The following is a 17,008-nucleotide window of genomic DNA, read 5'->3' on the forward strand; positions in this document are numbered from 1 at the left end:
CGCCGCGGGCGCTACGCCGCCGGCCAAGACTCGGCCGCGTCGCGGTATATCTCGTAGCACCGTTCGAGGACGGAGAGGGAGACGCTCTCGGTCTTCGTGTGCGCCTCGCCCGGTTCCGAGGCGCCGCAGACGACGCACGTCGTCCCCGCCCCCGCCAACCACCCGGCGTCCGTGGCGTGCGGCTTCGTCACGAGTTCGGGGGTCGACTCCTGCGCCCGCGTGGCCGATTCGAGGACGGCCTCCGCGAACGCCTCGTCGTCACAGCCCATTGGTGGCAAGTCCTGTTCGACCGCCCACTCGACGCCCTCGACCGCCTCGACCCGTTCGAGGGCCGCGTAGTCGCCGGGGACGGTCCGCTCGTCCACGGTCACCTCGCAGCGCTCCGGGACGACGTTCCACGCCGACCCGCCGTCCACCTCGGTGACGACGACGCTCCCGGAGAGGCGTTCGCCGAACACGTCCGCCTCGGGCGCGTCGAGGTCTCGGATGACGTCGACGGCGTCGCAGGCGCGGTAGACGGCGTTCTCGCCCGCCTCGGGTTCGCTCGCGTGCGAGGCGATGCCGCGGGCGACGACGGTGGAGGCGCGCCGCCCCTTGTGCGCGACGACCACGTCCGTCACGTTGTCGCCCGAGTAGTTCGTCGACCCCTCGCCGACGACGGCGTAGTCGGGCGCGAACCCGTCCGCGATGGCGCCGCGGGCGCCCTCGCCGCCCACCTCCTCGCCGACGAACGAGGCGAAGACGAGTTCGCCCGCCGGGTCGGCGTCGCGGAAGGCGAGCATCGACGCCGCGACGGCACCTTTCATGTCCGCCGTCCCGCGGCCGTACAGGCGGCCGTCGCGTTCCTCGACGACGTACTCGCCGTTGTCCACCTGCGAGTCGTCCGGCGGCACCACGTCGTGGTGCCCCACGAGGGCGAGCGACGTCCCCGCGCCCCGCCGGGCGAGGACGTTGCCGTGTCCGTCCCGCGTCACGTCGGCGTCCGTCTCCCCGCGGAGCCACGACTCGACGACGTCGCCGCAGGCCGACTCGTCCTCGTGGCTCGGCGTCGAGACGAGTTCTCGGGTGAGTTCGCGCAGTTCTCGCATGCGCGGAGATATCCCGCGAGCGGTATAAGTTCCGACGGCTCGGTGTGCGTCACCGGTCCGGACCGTCCGCGTAGGCGGTCATCACGCGGCGCTCGATTCGCTGGAGGCGGTCGCTCACGGTGCCCGCCGCGACGCCCAGTCGGTCGGCGAGCGCGCGGTGCGTCGTCTCCCGGGGGACCTCGTAGTACCCCTCCTCGACCGCGAGTTCGAGCAGCGCCGCCTGCCGGTCGGTCAGGAGGGGTGCCGATTCGGTCCGCGACTCGAACCGGCCGACCTGTTCGACCGAGAGGCCGACGGCGTCCGGGACGGCGGCGGCCGACCGACGGATGCCCGCGCCCGTCCCGATGACAGTGAACCGAATCTCGGACCCCGCCTCCGTCCGCCGGTGTTCGATGGGCCAATCGAGGACGATGTCGTTGCGGTAGAGGATGGCGAGGAGGTCGCCGACCGGGCCGACGCTCCGGTAGTGGGCGTAGACGATGCCGTGCCCCGCGGCCCCGGCCACGTCGTACCGGAGCACCCCGTCGCCGTCGGCCAGCAGGTCGCGGGCGACGCCGAGGTCGCCACGCAGGTCCGACAGGCCGACGTACTCCCCGTTCTCGACCGGACCGAGATACCGAGTGGCCTCGACCCGGACGGACGGGGAGCGATCGAACCGGTCGAACACGGGCAGTTGGACCGCCCCGGAAAGCGTGAGCGTGGCGTAGCGGAGACTGTCTGCGGACATGGTTCGGTGTCCCCGTCGTACGCCGGACGGACGGATAGGAATAACCGGTTCTAGCATGCTGGAAGGAATCCTCAACCGAGCGGCCGGCGTACGTTTTCTCGATGAGCGACGACGAAACCGCCGTCGAGTTCCCGCCCGGCCCCTCGGGGCTGCCGGTGGTCGGTTCGATGGTGCAGGCGAACCTCGGCGGCTTGGAGTTCAGAGAGCGCATGGCTGAAGAGTACGGCGACGTCGTCCACTGGAAGAGCCCCGACGGTCACGTCTACCAGCTCAACCACCCGGAGGACATCGAACGCGTGCTGGTCCACAACAACGCCAACTACGTGAAGGGCGAGCAGTTTCAGCGCGTGCTCGGTCCGCTGCTCGGCAACGGTCTCCTGAACAGCGAAGGCGAGGAGTGGCGGCGCAACCGCCATCTCGTCCAGCCGTCGTTCCACCCCGATCGGATCGAGGTGTACGCCGAGATGATGACGGACCTCACCGAGGAGGCGATAGCGGGGTGGGCGGACGGGCAGACACGCGCGATCCACGACGACATGATGGAGTTGACGCTCCGCATCGTCGCGCGGGCGCTGTTCGGCGTCGACATCGGCCGCTACGTCGACGACATCGAGGGGGCGATCAACGACTTCCTGCCGGCGACGACCAGCCTCCCAAACCTCCTGCTGCCCGACGAGGTCCCCCTCCCGTCCCGGCGGAAGATGGCGCGCGCGAGGGAGACGCTCGACGACGTGGTCGACGACATCATCCGACGGAAGCGGCGGGACCCCGGCGAACACGACGTGGTGTCGATGCTCCTTGACGCGCGCGACGACGACGGAAACCCCCTCTCGGAGGAACAGATCCGCGACGAGGCGATCACGCTGATCACGGCGGGCCACGAGACCACCGCGGTGTCGCTGACGTACACCGCCTACCTCCTCGCCCAGCACCCCGAGGTCGAGGCGAAACTGGTCGCGGAACTCGACGCGGTGCTCGGCGGCGACGCCCCGACGATGGCCGACCTCTCCGATCTCACCTACACGGAGAAAGTCGTCAAGGAGTCGATGCGGCTGTTCCCGCCGGTGCCGGGGATCAGCCGCGAGGCGAGGGCGGCCGACGAGGTCGGCGGCTACGCGATCCCCGCCGGCGCGCGGGTGTTCATGAATCAGTGGGTCGTTCACCGCGACGCCCGCTGGTACGACGACCCGCTGGCGTTCGACCCCGGGCGCTGGACGCGGGAGTTCGAGCGCTCGCTACCCAACCTCGCGTACTTCCCGTTCGCGGCGGGACCGCGGCGCTGCATCGGCGACCGGTTCGCGATGCTGGAAGCCCGACTCATCCTCGCGACAATCTATCGGAAGTACCACCTCGAACTCGTCTCCGACCGGAATCTGGAGGTGGTCCCGACGATCACCTCGCGCCCGAAGGAGGAGGTGTCGATGGTGGTCCGCGAGCGTTCGGGCGGGGGCGGGGGCGCGGCCGCCCCGAGCGACTGACCGCCCGCCGCGGCCGCCACGAGTCACAAGCGGCCGGCATATACAGGTAATGCGCCCTTCGGGCTCTCGCCCCTACCTCGATCCGCATGACCGACGACGACACCGACGCCGAGAAGGAACAACAGGAACAGTACGGCGGCGGCGAGGGCGACGTCGACGCCGTCGAACAGACCGAGGCTCTCGGCGACGGGGACTTGGACTCGGATTCGGACTCCGACGACGAGAGCGAGGCCGACGCCGACGAAGAGGAGTGGGAAGAAGCGGAGCACGAGAACCCCGACGACCGCGAAGACTGATACTGACTGCGTTCACTATTCACCGGTGATCGCGACCCTCAGTCCCGTCGGTCACCGGTAAGAGACGAGAGCAGTCAGTATGAAGCGTCGCTCCTGACGCTCTTTTCAGCGAGAACTCCGACCCGAATCAGTTCCGGTCCGGGGCGCTCATCCGAGAGCGGCGCGACCGACGGACGCGGCGTCCGTCGTCAGTTCACTTCGTTGTACATCTCGTCGATGACCTTCTCGACGTTCGGCGGGCCGCCGTCGGGTTGCTCGGACGTGTAGGAGTACTCCGACTTCCCGTCGTGGGAGGTACCGGTCGTCCACGGCTGTTCGGGGTCCGCGCGTTCCTCGCGCATCGTGGACATGAACGTGTAGTTGTAGTCCTGGTTCTCCTTCTCCTGCGGGAAACTCGCGGGGACGGGGAGGTGCTCGTCGAAGGAGTCGATGACCGAGTGCCACTGGTTCTGGTGCATCGTGTCGCGGGCGATGAGGTACTCAAGCATGTCCTCCATACCCGGGTCGTCGGTGAACTCGTAGAGGCGCGTCGCCAGTGTGCGGCCGGTGGACTCGGCCATCACGTTGGCGTACATGTCGGCGGCGAGGTTGCCGCTGGCGACAACGTAGTTGCCGGTGAACGGCACGCCGTTGCTGTCGACGGGCATCGCGTGCAGACCGGCCGAGAGCGCCTGTCGAGGCTGACCGCTGCGCATCATCTCGTCGATGACGGCGTCCTCGCGGGCCGACTCGCGGGCCTCGGGGGAGGCGCCTTCGAGGTTCTTGGCAACCGCCGTCGCCAGCATCTCGATGTGGCCCATCTCCTCCATCGCCGTCTCCATGAGGAGCGTCTTGTACTCGCTCATCTCGCTGGGCACGGCGAACGACTGGAACATGTACTGCAGGGCGACGCGCATCTCGCCCTCGGCACCGCCGATGGCCTGCTGGAGCATCTTCGCGAACTGCGGGTTCGGGTCCTCGACTTCGACCTCGTACTGGAGGCCGTTTTCGTGGTAGAACATCGTTACAATTTCTCCGAGAAGCGGTGTACTAAAATAATTTTTTGCCGACAGCCAAGTTCTGTGACGATGCGGAAAAAGGGAGACCCATAATCTTCAAAAACAAAGTCTCACTTCGCCGTCATTCCGGTACTCGGATACTATAGTAGCGTCTGCAAGTCATCACTCACTCGACCGCACGACGGCGCGCGGTCGGATGAGAAGACAGTTGCAGACGTTACTATATTCACCGAGGCATCACGTCGCCGGGGGCGGCCGGTCGTCGGTCCGCCGTGATACGTTCTTTTATCCGTCTCCCACGCCAAGCCGGGGCCATGAAGCTAGTGCCGGACACGAGCGCGGTCATCGACGGTCGCGTGTCCGAGCGAGTCGAGTCGGGCGGCGACGTGGAGACGGTCTGCGTGCCCGAAGCCGTCGTCGGCGAACTCGAATCACAGGCGAACAGCGGTTACGACACGGGCTGGGAGGGGCTCTCCGAACTCCAGCGCCTCACCGAACTCGCCGACGAGGGGTCGGTGACCGTCGAGTACGTCGGTCGGCGGACGAAACCGAGCGAGGCCACCGGCGCGCACGAGGGTGACATCGACGCCGTCATCCGCGACATCGCCGAGGAGCACGGGGCGACGCTCCTGACGAGCGACCAGGTGCAGGCCGAAGTCGCCCGCGCGAAGGGCATCGACGTGGAGTTCGTCGAGGCTCGCACCCGCGGGTCCGGCGGCCTCGTCATCGAGGAGTTCTTCGACGACGAGACGATGTCCGTTCACCTCAAGACCGGCACGAAACCGAAGGCGAAACGCGGCGCCATCGGCGAGATGCACTACCAGACCATCAGCGAGGAGGTGTCCGACGAGGAGACGATGAAGGCGTGGGCCGACGACATCGAGAACTCCGCCCGCGCGAGTCCCGAGGGCTTCGTCGAACTCTCCGAACCGGGCATGAGCATCGTCCAGTTCCGCGACTACCGCATCGCCCTCGCTCGCCCGCCGTTCGCCGACGGCATCGAGATAACCGCCGTCCGGCCCATCGTCAAGACCGACCTCGACGACTACGAGTTCGCCGACGAACTCCGCGACCGCCTCTCGGAACGTCAGCGCGGCGTCCTCATCTCGGGGGCGCCCGGCGCCGGGAAGTCCACGTTCGCGCAGGCCGTCGCAGAGTTCCTCAACGACAGCGACTACGCGGTCAAGACGATGGAGAAACCGCGCGACCTGCAGGTCGGCCCCGAGATAACCCAGTACACCGCGCTCGACGGCCAGATGGCGAAGACGGCCGACTCGCTCCTCCTCGTCCGCCCCGACTACACCATCTACGACGAGGTGCGCAAAACCGACGACTTCGAGGTGTTCGCCGACATGCGCCTGGCCGGCGTCGGCATGGTCGGCGTCGTCCACGCCACGCGCGCCATCGACGCCCTCCAGCGACTCGTCGGCCGCGTCGAACTCGGCATGATTCCCCAAGTCGTCGACACCGTCGTCTACATCGAGGACGGCCGCGTCGACACCGTCTACGACGTGCGGACGGAGGTGAAGGTGCCCGAGGGTCTCACCGCCGAGGACCTCGCCCGGCCCGTCATCCAGGTCACCGACTTCGAGACGGACACGCCCGCCTACGAGATTTACACGTTCAACCGGCAGGTCGTCACCGTCCCCCTCGGGGACGAGGCGGAGGGCCGCGACGAGACGGGCGTGAGCCGACTCGCGCGACAGGAGATAGAGCGGGAGATTCGCTCCATCGCCCGCGGTCACGTCGAGGTGGAACTGCAGGGTCAGGAGAAGGCGACCGTCTACGTCGACGAGGACGACATCTCCTACGTCATCGGGAAGGGCGGCGGCAGAATCTCCGACATCGAGGACCGCCTCGGAATCGACATCGACGTGCGGACCCACGAGGACAACCCTGCCCAGTCGTCGGCGTCCGACGGGTCGGGCGGGTCGGGCGGTGACGATGGCGACGTCGTCACCCCCGAAGTGACCTCCCGGCACGTCGTCGTCCGGATGGACGACCACGTCGGCGAGACCGTCGAAGTGCGCGCCGACGGCGACTACCTCTTCACCGCGACGGTCGGCCGCGGCGGTGACATCCAAGTCTCCCGGGGGAGCGCCATCGCCGACGAACTCGAACAGGCCATCGACCGAAAACAGAAGATTACGGTCCACCCGACGTAGACCGTTCTCTCTCCTCGTCTCCGTCCGTTTCGCCGTCACCGACGTTTCGCTCCTCGCGCGTGGTAGTCACTCCCAAGGGCGTGTGATACAAGCAGGCGGCGGTCGTAGACCGGAGTACGATGTCGAGCGAGTCACCCCGCCGACTGTTACTCGTCGTCGCCGCGGTCGGTATCGCGGCGATTGCGCAGGCGTACAGGCTCTTCCTCGGCGAGGGCGGTGCCTGGGCGCTCGTCGCTCTCGTCGGCTTCTCGTTGGTCGCTCTCGTGTCGGGGTGGCAACTGTGGTCCGTTCGTCGCTCGGGAACACCCCGTCGCTGAGGAGCGTTCTCACTCCGCTTGGCCGCACCGAACGCCGTCGCTCGCCGAGCGGAAAGAGAGAAGGTTAGTTTTCCACGCCGTCGCGGAGTGGTCGTATGTCGGTGCGCGCGTGCGGTGAGCCGGTGACGGTGCGACGGAGCTACTCCGCGCAGCAGGCTTCCGCCTCGTCGGCGTCGCCCTCCGAGGGTCGCTTCGGGGCCGCGTCGGTGAGTTGGTAGAGATTCTGCCGCGCGTCCGCGAAGTAGACGTCCTCGTCGACGACGCCGATTCCCTCCAGCCGTTCGAGCGCGTAGCGAACCGTCCGGGCCGACAGCATCGACTCCTGAACGATTCCCTTCTGCGTGAGCGGGCCGTTGTATTCGAGTACTTTGAAAACTAACTTCGCACTCGGGGGGAGGTCGTCGAGACTCTCCTGTTCTTGTTCTGCCTCTGCCATCGTTACGAATCGAAACGTGCAAACGCCATAAACCTTCGTGGACGGCCGCGGCCGAACGATTCAACTTCGACGCGTATCGCGGCGGAGCGCGCCGCCCCCGCGTGCGGGAACGAACGCCTTTTGATGCCGGGTATCGGAGTCGTACCCATGGCAACGGAAACGCAGACGGGCCTCTCGGGTCACATGCGGGGGGTCACGGTCACCACGCTCGCCTGCCTCGCCGGCGTCGCGGCCGCGTTGGCGTCGGGCACGCTCGTCGGACTGGGGTCGGTCCCCGTGTCCGAGGCGGCGACGAACCAGCAGGCGCTGGCGGTGCTGGGGGCGGCCGTCCTCGCGCAGTTTCCCCTTCTGAAGGTCGTCGGCGTCGACGTCTCAGAGTTCGGCGCGAAGGACTACCTCTACATCGCCTTCATGACGTTCACCCTCTGGTTCATCGCGTTCGGCATCCTGCTCACCTCGGGAGCGACCCTGTAATTCATGGCGGAAGACAGCATCGCGGTCGTCGACCTCGACCGGTGTCAACCGGACCGCTGCAGTTACGAGTGCGCCAACTACTGCCCGCCGAACCGAACGGGTAAAGAGTGCATCGTCACGCGCGGAGAGTACTTCGAGGAGGACGAACCGTACGACGGCGGCCCCGACCAGATACGCATCTCCGAGGAGGTCTGCCTCGGCGAAACGTGCGGCATCTGCGTCGAGAAATGTCCGTTCGACGCCATCGAGATAATCAACCTCCCCACGGAACTGCAGGAGGACCCCGTCCACCGCTACGGCGACAACGCCTTCGCCCTCTACGGCCTCCCCGTGCCCGAGTCGGGCGGAGTGACGGGTATCCTCGGTCCGAACGGTATCGGGAAGACGACGGCCGTCCACGCCCTCGCGGGCGAAATGGTCCCTAACCTCGGGAACTACGACGAGGAGGCGACGTGGGAGGCCGTCCTCGAACGCTACCGGGGGACGGAACTCCAGAACTACATCGAACGCGTCCGCGAGGAGCAGGTCTCCATCGCGCGCAAACCGCAGTACGTCGACCAGATTCCCAAGCAGTTCGACGGCGTCACGAGCGACCTGCTGGCCGCGACGGACGAACGCGGGAAACTCGACGAGTACGTCGAGCGACTCGGCATCGCCCCCGTCGTCGACCAACCGCTCGACACCCTCTCCGGCGGCGAACTCCAGCGCGTCGCCCTCGCAGCGACGATGGCCCGCGACCGCGACTTCTACTTCCTCGACGAGATAACGCCGTACCTCGACATCGGTCAGCGCGTCACCGCGGCGCGACTCATCCGCGAACTCGCCGAGGAGGAGGACAAGGCCGTCCTCGTCGTCGAACACGACCTGGCCATCCTGGACCTCCTCGCCGACACGCTCCACATCGCCTACGGTGAACCCGGCGCCTACGGCGTCGTCACCGACCCGAAGTCGGTGCGCAACGGAATCAACGAGTATCTCAAAGGCTACCTCTCGAACGAGAACATGCGCATCCGGCCCGACGAGATACAGTTCCACCAGCACGCGCCGCGCGAGACGAGCAAGAGCGCCCCCCTCGTCGACTATCCGGACCTCTCGAAGTCCTACGGCGACGGGGAGTTCTCCCTCGACGTCGAGGGCGGCACCATCTACCAGTCGGAGGTGCTCGGTATCGTCGGTCCGAACGGCATCGGGAAGTCCACCTTGGCGCAGATGTTCGCGGGGTCGCTCGAACCCGACGAGGGCGAACTCGACTTCCGCCTCGACATCGCGTACAAACCGCAGTACATCGAAATCGACCAGCCGATGCGCGTCGACGCGTTCCTCTCCTCCATCACCGAGGACTTCGGCACCTCCTACTGGAAGACCGAAGTCGCCAATCCGCTCCAACTCGGCCGCATCATGGAGCGCAACCTCGACGACCTCTCGGGCGGGGAGCGTCAGCGCGTCGCAATCGCGGCCTGCCTCTCCGAGGACGCCGACCTGTACGTGCTGGACGAACCCTCGGCCCACCTCGACGTGGAACAGCGAGTGCAGGCGACGACGGCCATCCGCCGCTACGCCGAGAACCACGACGCGACGGTGATGGTCATCGACCACGACATCTACATGATCGACCTGCTCGCGGACCGCCTGATGGTGTTCGACGGCGAACCCTCGGTACACGGTCACGCCGGAACGCCGCAGGAGATGCGCGCCGGGATGAACGACTTCCTCTCGGACCTCGACATCACGTTCCGTCGCGACGAGCGCACCCAACGACCCCGCATCAACAAACCGGGCTCGCAACTCGACAGCAAGCAGAAGCGCTCGGGCGAGTACTACTACTCGTCGGACTGACGGCTCCGTCGAATTGAGTTCGAGTTCGAGTTCGGATTCGACTCCGCGTTCCACCCGCTTTTTCCTCGGATTCGGCGATTCGGCCTCAAACGTTAACGGCCTCGACCGTCGATACGGAGTACATGAAACAGCAAGTGCTGAAGCAGTTCCTCGGTTCGAAGAAGTCGCGTCAACTCGGCGTCGTCATCCCGCTGGTCCAGGCGGCGCTCGCACTCCTCAAGAAGAAGCCCAAGCGGGCGCTCCTCCTCGTCGGCGTCGCCCTCGTGTCGAGTCGGTCGACGAAACTCGGCACCGTCGCGCAGGTCCTGCTCAAGGTCTTCGGCCGCCGTCTCGACGCCTAGCTGGAGCGCTTGACGCGACTGACCGCCGTCCGCGGCCCGCTCGATTCTTCGCGGCGTCCGACTACTCTCGCAGCGGTGCGGACGCCACCGCGCCCTCGTTTCCCTCCGCTATCTCCAGTTCGTAGCCGAACGCCCGTATCACCGCGGCGTTCGTTCGCACGTGGTCGGTGACGCGCGGTAGCCGCACCGCGCCGCCGGCGAGAGCGACCCACGGGAGCAGTTGGTCGCCGAGGTGCTCGTCCACCGGCGCGCCCGTCGCCCGCCACCCGCGGAACGCCTCGACGGCCTCCTCGGCAACCGACTCGGAGGGAACGCCGCGTTCCCCGAGGACGCCGAACCCCGCCCGCGCGTCGCCGCAGTCGGCGACGAGGGTGAGGACGGCGCCCGGCGACGCCGTCTCGGCGTACGTCGCCGTCGTCTCCGTCGGCACCGCGGTCCGGTCCGCGACGGCGTCGGCCATCCGCTCGGCCACCGACGCGGATTCGAGAGACTCGGCGGCGACGGCGCGCGCGGAGAGTCCCCGAACCGGGCCGCGTTCTCGGAGGCGCAGTCCGGCGACCGTCGACGGGCGGACGGTCAGCGAGAGCGTCCCGCCGCCGGCGGGGTAGAAGCCGCGCCGTTCGACCGAGACGTCGGCGTCGACGTCGAGGCCCCGCAGGAACGGGAGTTTCGCGTGCAGGAGGTAGTCCGCCGGCGGCGACCACTTCACGTCCGTGCCGCCGCGAACGCGGACGGTCAGCGGTTCCTCGAGGACGACGGCGAGGGGGAGGAGGGCGTCGCAGACGAGCGTCGCGCTCCCGGCCGTGCCCACGTCGACGGCGAACTCGCCGCCCGGCGGGGCGGTCGGTTCGAAGGTGAACGCGTCTCCGCCCGCCTCGGCGCCCTCGACGGTCGCCTCCGTCGCCGCCGCCACGGCCTCGATGGCGGCGACGTGCTGGGCTTTCAAGCCGGGGTCCGGTCGCTCGGCGCGGACGTTCTCGACGCGTATCGACCGCCCCTCGACGGCGGCCAAGGAGAGGGCGGTTCTGACCTGCTGGCCGCCGCCCGCGCGTCCGTCGACGTCGAGCATCTAGCGGACCACGGTCACCGGGACGGCGGCGTTCGCGACGAGGCGCTTGGCGACGCTTCCGACCATCCCCTCGACGCGGTCGGAGAGGCCGCGGTGACCGACGACGATGCCGTCGACGCCGTTCTCGGTCGCGTACGCCGCGATGGTCTCGACGGCGTCGCCGTACAGCAGAACCGCCTCGGCGTCGACGCCGTCCTCGACGGCGCGTTCTGTCGCGTCGGCGACGACCCGTTCGCCGCGCGCCTCGGCGTCGTCCGGGTCCTCGGTGTAGAGGCTGTCGTCGCCGTCCGCGTTCTCTTCGACGGCGTTCGGTTCGACGGCGTGGACGATCGTCAGCGACGCGTCCAGGGCCGTAGAGAGCATCACCGCGTGGTCGAGTGCTCTGTCGCTCGGTTCGGATCCGTCGACGGCGACGAGGTAGTGCATCTTTTCACCGTCCGTACTACGCCCCGGAGGCGGTTAGCTGTGGCTGTGACGTTGGGGTTCTCGGTGGGGACATCGCCTCGTGGTCCGGGGTCCTCAGTGGACCAACCGACTGCAGGTGCCGCAGAGGTTCTCCTCTTTGACGTCGACTTCGCGGACCGTGGGAGAGAAAGACATGACGCATTTGGAGTTGTCGCAGTGTTCGAGACCGAGGGTGTGGCCGATTTCGTGGACGACCTCTTTTCGGACGCGGTCGGCGAACACCTCCGATTGGGGCTTGGTCGTAATTCCGCCGTCGGAAGACGTTTGGAGGCGGTACGTCGAGATGACGGAGCCGTTGCCGTTCAGGTACGCGAGTCCGAAGACGTAGTTCCGGCGCCGGTAGTAGAGGTCCTGTGCGGTGATGCCGATGTTCTTCTCGCCGCTGCCGACCCGACTCGCGAGTTCGATGAACTGCTCGGCACGGTACTGGTTGCGCCCGCGGTCGAACGCGCCCTCGGGAATCGACTGCTCGTTGTGAACCGTGACGTCGCAGTCGTAGACGCCGCGGAGGGCCGCAGATGCCTCGCGCTTGACCTGCGCGGGAAGGTCCCCGATGGGCACGATGTCGACAAGCATGAAAGTTGTTAAGCAGGGCGGTGCCATAAATATCCCGCCGTGGAATCCGAGATTACGGCGGCTCTCGCTTCGCGTCTCGGACGTTACAAGGCGCTGACAGAGGTCGGCGTCGGCCGACGTCCGGCGGTCGCGCTCGCACTTCGGCGCGCCGGACGGGACGTGACCGTCACGGACGTGCGCGCCGTCGACGTCCCCCCCGAACTCCGCTTCGTCGAGGACGACGTGGTGGCTGCGAGCGAACGCGCCGACCCCGGCGACGCCTACCGCTCGGCGGCCGTCTACGCGCTGAACCTTCCGGAAGAACTCCACCGCCCCGCCCGCGACGTGGCCGCCGCCGTCGGCGCGGACTTCCTCTTCACGACGCTCGGGTTCGACTCCCCGACGGTCCCCTGCGAGTCGGAGACGCTGGCCGGCGGGCGGGAGACGCTGTACGTCGTCGAGGTAGTCGACGGTCCGAGCGGGCGCCGAGGACCCGACGGCCGCCGTTCCGAAGGACAACGCTAACGGTGCCGTGCCGCCGTCTTCCGGTATGCACGCAGACGCAGTCGTCCTCGACGTGGACGGCGTCCTCGTCGACGTGGCCGACTCCTACCGGCGCGCCATCGTGGAGTCGGTCGCGCGCCTGTACGACCGGACCGTCGACCGCTCGGAGATTCAACTGTTCAAGGACGCCGGCGGCTTCAACAACGACTGGGAACTGACGTACGCCGCCGCGCTGTACGTCCTCGCGGACGACCGCGAACCGCTCGACATCCGCGAGTTCACCGACCAAATCGCCGAGCGAGGCGGCGGCCTCTCCGCCGCCGAGGCCGTCGTCGACGGCCATCTCTCCGCCGCCGACCACAACGCCGTCCGCGAGGCGTGGGACCCCGACGGCCTCCGCGCCGTCTTCCAGGCGCTCTACCTCGGCGCGGACCTCTTTCGGGACCTAGAGGGCGGAGCGCCGCCGTTCGAGGCGCCGGGCTACATCCACGACGAACCCGTCTTGGTGGACGGAGAGACGCTGGACTACCTCACCTCGCGGCACCGCGTCGGTGTCCTCACGGGTCGCCCCGCCGCCGAGGCGGACATCGCCCTCTCGCGGGCGCACCTCGCGGTTCCCGAGCACCACCGGTTCACGATGGACGACTGGGAGGAGGGGAAACCCCACCCGCGCGCGCTCACGACGCTCGCCGAACGACTCGACGCCGACACCGTCGTCTTCGTCGGCGACACGCTCGACGACGTGCGGACGGCCGTCAACGCCGCGGAGGCGGACGGTTCCCGGACGTACCGCGGAATCGGCGTCCTCACCGGCGGCCTGACGGGCGAAACGGGGCGCGAGAAGTTCGAGTCGGCCGGCGCGTCGGCCGTCCTCGACTCGGTGAACGACCTGCCGGAACTCCTCTCGAACGAGGAACACGCTTAGGTCGTCCGCGCTCGACATCGCACCACATGGACGCGCTCCGACTCGAACGACTCGTCTGGTCCGTCCTCTTCGGCCTGTTCGTCGGGACTACGGTCACCCTCCTCTTCGCACCGAACCCGACGGGCCTCGTCGCGTTCGCCCTCGCGGCCGTCGCCTTCGCCGTCTCGGCCGCCGTCGCGTTCCGCGTCTTCGCGTTCTCCGAGTCGCCGACGGCCGAAGCGGGCGACATGAGCGTCCGGTTCGTCGCCTTCCTCCTCGTCGCGACCGCCCTCCAGTTCGGCCTCGCAGCCGTCGGATTCGACGGATTGGCGGGACGAGTCGCCGGGTTCGCGGGCGGGTGGCTGGCGGCCCACTACGCCTCGGCGCGGCTGAATCCCCGTCGATGGGGAAGCGGGGGTGTCGCCCCGTGAGAGACACCCTGCAACACCTCTCGCGGTTCCTCACGGTGATGCTGCTCGTCGACTTCCTCGGCCTCGGCGTCTGGGTCATCCTGCCGGCGTCGGCGGGGTTCAGACGGTACGTCCTCTTGGGGACGCTCGTCGTCGCGCCGCTCATCGCCCTCCTCGTCACCTACGGCCCGGAGTTCGGGGACGTCTGACCGCTCGCGCCTCCGTCCGCGACTGCGGCAGGCGTTCGCGGTCACGCAACGCTTTACCCCCCGCCGTCCGCACGCGGTAGCATGCGAATCGCACTCCTCGGTGGGACCGGCGACATCGGCGAGGGACTCGCCCTGCGCTGGGCCTACCACACCGACCACGAGGTCGTCGTCGGGTCGCGCGACCCCGAGAAAGCCCGCGCGAAAGCCGACGAGTACGAGACGGAACTCGACAGCCGCGGCCGCGAGGTGAAGGTCAACGGCTTCACCAACGAGATGGCGGCCGACCGCGCCCGCGTCGTCGTCCTCGCGGTGCCGCCGTACCATATCGCCGACACCATCGACGCCGTCGCCGACGGACTCGACGAGAACGACATCCTCGTGACGCCCGCCGCCGGCATCAAGCGCGAGGACGACGGCTTCCACTACCATCCGCCGAACGTCGGCAGCGTCACGCAGTTGGTCGACGACGCCGCCCCCGACGGCGTTCCCGTCGTCGGCGCGTTCCACAACCTCGCGGCGGGCCGCCTCGCGGACCTCGACGCCGAGTTAGACATCGACACGTTGCTGGTCGCCGACGACTACGACGCCAAGGACATCGTATCGCGACTCGCCGAGGACATCGACGGCCTCCGCGCCCTCGACGCCGGCGGTATCTCCAACGCCGCGGAGGTCGAATCGGTGACGCCGCTTCTCATCAACGTCGCGCAGAACAACGAGGGGATGCACGACCTGGGGATTCAGTTCCGTTGAGTCGAGTCGAACGGGCTCACAGCTCCGAGCGCGGAGCCGTCGCCCTCTCCCCGTACAGCGTCCGCGCGACGAGCATCCCGACGAGAACGACGAGGGCGACGCAGGCGAGATACTCGACGCGGAAGCCGACGAGTTCGACTAAGGGCACCGCCACGAGGGGACCGAGCGTCGACCCCGCGTCGCCGAACACGTTGTAGACGCCGCCGAGTTTCCCCACGTCGTCGGCCGGGCTGAGGTCGCCGAGGTAGGCGAGCAGCGGCGGGTTCGACCCGCCGACGCCGACGCCGATGAGCGCGACGCCCGCCAGCGCCGAGTGCAGCGTCGGTACGAGCGCCAACAGCGCGTAGCCCGCGGCGAGGACCCCCAAGGCCGGCAGCGTCAGCGCCGCGCGGTTCGACAGGCGGTCGGAGTACCGCCCGACGACGAGCGTCGTGACGCTGGAGGCGACGACGCCGACGGCCATCACGAAGCCGCTGACGCCCGTCTCGGAGAGCGCGCCGACGGTGATGTCGTACTCCGCGGCGTACAGCACGGCGGTCGAGAGCAGGACGCCGGCGAACAGAAAGCGGACGGTGAAGTTGACGGCGCCGACGGTGAAGATGCGCGCGTCGGCGGCGACCAGTCGCGGCACCTCTCGGAGCGAACTGGCCGCGTCCACGTCGGTGTGCACGTCCGGGAGCACGGACGCCGCGACGAGGGCGGCGAACAGACCCGCACACCCCGCGACGACGAACGCCGTCGCGTAGCCGAACGCGTCGGTGACGAGGCCGCCGACGACGAGGCCGGCGGGGAAGCCGAGGCTCTGCCCGCCGCGCATGTAGCCGACCCATTTTCCTCTATTTTCGGCCGTCGTGACGTGCGTGATGGTGCTGAACGCGCCGACGAACACGAACGCCGACCCGACGCCCCAGCAGGCCCGCGACAGCAGGAACACCGTGGCGCTGTCGAGGGGGACGGGACCGGGGTCGAGTCCGAGGACGTAGCCGAACGGCGCCAGCCCCTGCACGAGGAAGCCGGCTATCATCGGTCGGCGCGTCCCCATGGTGTCGAGCACCTGCCCGGCGGGTGTGTTCATCACCAGGCGAGTGAACCGGTTCGTCGAGAGGATGAGACCGACCAGAAACGGCGAGATGCCGAGGATGGGGCCGAGCGTCGGCAGCGTCGGGAAGGCGACGCCGGCGCCGACGCCGCCGAAGAAGACGCCCGCGATGAGGCTCCCGGCGACGAACTCCACGGAGGGCTCCTCGCCGCCGAACAGTCGGCTCACGCGGCGGGACTCCGACGGTCGGGCGGTCGAGGGCGGACGGAGAGAGCGGACGGCATCCTGATTCGTGGGGCGTACACGGACGGGTACGCTGTCGTGAGCGCACACCCTTGGCGCTTTGCAATCGGGCGCTCCCGTCCGGGAACGGCGGCCGACGTCGCTACTTCGACCGGAGCGCCTGCTCCAGATTCTCCGCCGCCGCCTCGTCCTCCGTCATCAGGACGAACTCCCCGTTCCACTCGCCGTCGGCCATGTCCGTTGCGAGGTTCCGCGCGATTCCGAACCGGCTTCGCTCCTCGCCGTCCCGCCGCAGGACGAACTCGAACGCCTCGGGCCTCTCGTTGACCCCGGCGGCGCTCAGGTCGTCGCCGATGCGCTCCGTCGCGTCGTCGTCGAGCGTTATCGGCAGCCCGTACGACGTCTGATAGCGCTGCGCCTCGCCGACCCGCGCCACGTCCGCACCGGTGAACAGCACCCGGTCCGTCTCGGGGCCGACGAGTCGCATCTCGAACGCCGCGGGCGCGCCGGCCGTCCCAGACGGTTCGGCGTCCGTCTCCGCACCCGAATCCGGCCCGGCCGTCGACTCGACCGCGTCGCGGGTTTCGGTCGGATTCGGGCTTCCATCGGCCGCACAACCGGCGATGAGGGCGACCGTCGCGCTTCCGAGCAGTCCGAGCGTCGCGCGTCTGGAGGGCGACATACGTTCAGATTGTCGACATGTG

21 protein-coding genes are annotated in these 17,008 nt (G+C 68.3%); 12 read left to right on the forward strand and 9 right to left on the reverse strand.

Annotation, left to right across the window (positions count from 1 at the left end; all coding sequences use genetic code 11):
- Positions 1-11: 11 nt before the first annotated feature.
- Positions 12-1,088: a M20 family metallopeptidase gene (locus NDI76_RS02810; protein WP_310922496.1), complete on the reverse strand. Its 1,077-nt coding sequence runs from the start codon at positions 1,086-1,088 to the stop codon at positions 12-14.
- A 49-nt stretch (positions 1,089-1,137) separates the two neighbouring features.
- Positions 1,138-1,815, reverse strand: a complete 678-nt coding sequence (locus tag NDI76_RS02815) for a helix-turn-helix domain-containing protein (RefSeq protein ID WP_310922498.1) — start codon at positions 1,813-1,815, stop codon at positions 1,138-1,140.
- A gap of 101 nt (positions 1,816-1,916) precedes the next feature.
- On the opposite strand from NDI76_RS02815, the gene NDI76_RS02820 reads away from it, so the two are divergent.
- Together NDI76_RS02820 and NDI76_RS02825 are read left to right on the forward strand one after the other, a co-directional pair.
- Positions 1,917-3,293, forward strand: a complete 1,377-nt coding sequence (locus NDI76_RS02820) for a cytochrome P450 (RefSeq protein WP_310922499.1) — start codon at positions 1,917-1,919, stop codon at positions 3,291-3,293.
- 86 nt (positions 3,294-3,379) lie between these two features.
- Positions 3,380-3,589, forward strand: coding sequence for a hypothetical protein (locus NDI76_RS02825; protein ID WP_310922500.1), 210 nt, complete (start codon positions 3,380-3,382; stop codon positions 3,587-3,589).
- A 188-nt stretch (positions 3,590-3,777) separates the two neighbouring features.
- On the opposite strand, the gene NDI76_RS02830 is transcribed toward NDI76_RS02825, so the two are convergent.
- Positions 3,778-4,590, reverse strand: coding sequence for a manganese catalase family protein (locus NDI76_RS02830; RefSeq protein WP_310922501.1), 813 nt, complete (start codon positions 4,588-4,590; stop codon positions 3,778-3,780).
- 311 nt (positions 4,591-4,901) lie between these two features.
- On the opposite strand from NDI76_RS02830, the gene NDI76_RS02835 reads away from it, so the two are divergent.
- Together NDI76_RS02835 and NDI76_RS02840 are read left to right on the forward strand one after the other, a co-directional pair.
- The gene (locus NDI76_RS02835) at positions 4,902-6,752 is read left to right on the forward strand and encodes a PINc/VapC family ATPase (protein WP_310922502.1); all 1,851 of its coding nucleotides are present in this window, start codon (positions 4,902-4,904) and stop codon (positions 6,750-6,752) included.
- A 119-nt stretch (positions 6,753-6,871) separates the two neighbouring features.
- Positions 6,872-7,069: a hypothetical protein gene (locus NDI76_RS02840; protein WP_310922503.1), complete on the forward strand. Its 198-nt coding sequence runs from the start codon at positions 6,872-6,874 to the stop codon at positions 7,067-7,069.
- A gap of 139 nt (positions 7,070-7,208) precedes the next feature.
- Here the strand turns inward: NDI76_RS02840 and NDI76_RS02845 are convergent, their stop codons facing one another.
- Positions 7,209-7,505, reverse strand: a complete 297-nt coding sequence (locus NDI76_RS02845) for a MarR family transcriptional regulator (protein WP_008387089.1) — start codon at positions 7,503-7,505, stop codon at positions 7,209-7,211.
- Between the two features lie 147 nt (positions 7,506-7,652).
- Here NDI76_RS02845 and NDI76_RS02850 point away from each other — a divergent pair, with 147 nt between their 5' ends.
- From NDI76_RS02850 to NDI76_RS02860, 3 genes are all read left to right on the forward strand, one after another.
- Complete coding sequence (locus NDI76_RS02850; protein ID WP_310922505.1) at positions 7,653-7,979, forward strand: EMC6-like membrane protein; 327 nt, start codon at positions 7,653-7,655, stop codon at positions 7,977-7,979.
- A 3-nt stretch (positions 7,980-7,982) separates the two neighbouring features.
- Positions 7,983-9,815 carry a ribosome biogenesis/translation initiation ATPase RLI gene (locus NDI76_RS02855; protein WP_310922506.1) on the forward strand — a complete coding sequence of 611 codons (1,833 nt, stop codon included), beginning with the start codon at positions 7,983-7,985 and terminating at the stop codon, positions 9,813-9,815.
- 122 nt (positions 9,816-9,937) lie between these two features.
- Complete coding sequence (locus NDI76_RS02860; protein WP_310922507.1) at positions 9,938-10,156, forward strand: hypothetical protein; 219 nt, start codon at positions 9,938-9,940, stop codon at positions 10,154-10,156.
- A gap of 61 nt (positions 10,157-10,217) precedes the next feature.
- Here NDI76_RS02860 and rtcA read toward each other — a convergent pair whose 3' ends face one another.
- From rtcA to NDI76_RS02875, 3 genes are all read right to left on the reverse strand, one after another.
- The gene (rtcA, locus tag NDI76_RS02865; RefSeq protein WP_310922508.1) at positions 10,218-11,225 is read right to left on the reverse strand and encodes an RNA 3'-terminal phosphate cyclase; all 1,008 of its coding nucleotides are present in this window, start codon (positions 11,223-11,225) and stop codon (positions 10,218-10,220) included.
- The gene (locus NDI76_RS02870) at positions 11,226-11,651 is read right to left on the reverse strand and encodes a universal stress protein (RefSeq protein ID WP_310922509.1); all 426 of its coding nucleotides are present in this window, start codon (positions 11,649-11,651) and stop codon (positions 11,226-11,228) included.
- A gap of 93 nt (positions 11,652-11,744) precedes the next feature.
- Positions 11,745-12,266 carry an archaemetzincin family Zn-dependent metalloprotease gene (locus NDI76_RS02875; protein WP_008387095.1) on the reverse strand — a complete coding sequence of 174 codons (522 nt, stop codon included), beginning with the start codon at positions 12,264-12,266 and terminating at the stop codon, positions 11,745-11,747.
- Positions 12,267-12,305: 39 nt separating this feature from the next.
- On the opposite strand from NDI76_RS02875, the gene NDI76_RS02880 reads away from it, so the two are divergent.
- The 5 genes from NDI76_RS02880 to npdG all read left to right on the forward strand — a co-directional run bounded on the left by NDI76_RS02880 (position 12,306) and on the right by npdG (position 15,022).
- A complete protein-coding gene (locus NDI76_RS02880; protein WP_310922510.1) occupies positions 12,306-12,770 on the forward strand; it encodes a UPF0146 family protein in 465 nt (154 codons plus the stop codon).
- Positions 12,771-12,795: 25 nt separating this feature from the next.
- Entirely contained in the window at positions 12,796-13,674 is an 879-nt protein-coding gene (locus NDI76_RS02885) for a TIGR01548 family HAD-type hydrolase (protein ID WP_310922511.1), read from the forward strand.
- A gap of 26 nt (positions 13,675-13,700) precedes the next feature.
- Positions 13,701-14,084, forward strand: a complete 384-nt coding sequence (locus tag NDI76_RS02890; RefSeq protein ID WP_310922512.1) for a hypothetical protein — start codon at positions 13,701-13,703, stop codon at positions 14,082-14,084.
- Positions 14,081-14,272 carry a hypothetical protein gene (locus NDI76_RS02895; RefSeq protein WP_310922513.1) on the forward strand — a complete coding sequence of 64 codons (192 nt, stop codon included), beginning with the start codon at positions 14,081-14,083 and terminating at the stop codon, positions 14,270-14,272. The genes NDI76_RS02890 and NDI76_RS02895 overlap by 4 nt, the downstream gene beginning before the upstream one ends.
- A gap of 81 nt (positions 14,273-14,353) precedes the next feature.
- Positions 14,354-15,022 (forward strand): NADPH-dependent F420 reductase, encoded by a 669-nt coding sequence (gene npdG, locus NDI76_RS02900; RefSeq protein ID WP_310922515.1) that lies wholly within the window; start codon positions 14,354-14,356, stop codon positions 15,020-15,022.
- A gap of 16 nt (positions 15,023-15,038) precedes the next feature.
- Here the strand turns inward: npdG and NDI76_RS02905 are convergent, their stop codons facing one another.
- On the reverse strand, positions 15,039-16,289 hold the full coding sequence (locus NDI76_RS02905) for an MFS transporter (protein WP_310922517.1): 1,251 nt from the start codon (positions 16,287-16,289) through the stop codon (positions 15,039-15,041).
- Between the two features lie 157 nt (positions 16,290-16,446).
- A complete protein-coding gene (locus NDI76_RS02910; RefSeq protein WP_310922519.1) occupies positions 16,447-16,986 on the reverse strand; it encodes a preprotein translocase subunit SecD family protein in 540 nt (179 codons plus the stop codon).
- Positions 16,987-17,008 lie beyond the last annotated feature (22 nt).

It is taken from the genome of Halogeometricum sp. S1BR25-6 (genome assembly GCF_031624495.1).
GTDB classification, from domain to species: Archaea; Halobacteriota; Halobacteria; order Halobacteriales; family Haloferacaceae; genus Halogeometricum; species Halogeometricum salsisoli.